The organism is Streptococcus sp. GMD4S (assembly GCF_000296955.1).
This window is the reverse complement of sequence record NZ_AJRE01000571.1, coordinates 1-561: the sequence shown is the minus strand read 5'-3', so window position 1 is coordinate 561 and position 561 is coordinate 1. Positions and strand designations below refer to the sequence as shown.

Sequence of the window (561 nt, the reverse complement as noted above, 5' to 3'; positions counted from 1 at the left end):
CGCGTGGTGTGCATGAATTTGGTTCTCTCTATACAACTAGTTCCTACTCTACCGTTGACCTTCCAGAAATTACGGAAGCTCTTCAAGGGACACCTCATTGGTTCCAATTTTACTTTAGTAAGGATGACGGGATTAACTGCCATATCATGGACCGTGTGAAGGCTGAAGGCTACAAAGCAATTGTCTTGACGGCGGATGCAACTGTAGGGGGCAATCGTGAGGTCGACAAGCGCAATGGTTTTGTCTTCCCAGTTGGCATGCCAATTGTTGAGGAATACCTGCCAGAAGGTGCTGGAAAATCAATGGACTTTGTTTACAAGTCAGCTAAACAACGCTTGTCTCCACGCGATGTCGAATTTATCGCTACATACTCAGGTCTTCCTGTGTATGTCAAGGGGCCACAATGCCGTGAGGACGTTGAACGTTCTCTTGCCGCAGGTGCTTCTGGTATCTGGGTAACCAACCACGGTGGCCGCCAAATCGACGGTGGGCCAGCTGCCTTTGACTCACTTCAAGAAGTAGCAGAAGCAGTTGATAAACGTGTGCCAATTGTCTTTGACT

The 561-nt window shown here is 48.3% G+C and carries 1 protein-coding gene; it reads left to right on the top strand.

Annotated elements, in window-relative coordinates; genetic code table 11:
* On the top strand, positions 1-561 hold a 561-nt coding region (locus tag GMD4S_RS12595), incomplete at both ends, for an alpha-hydroxy-acid oxidizing protein (protein ID WP_000305801.1).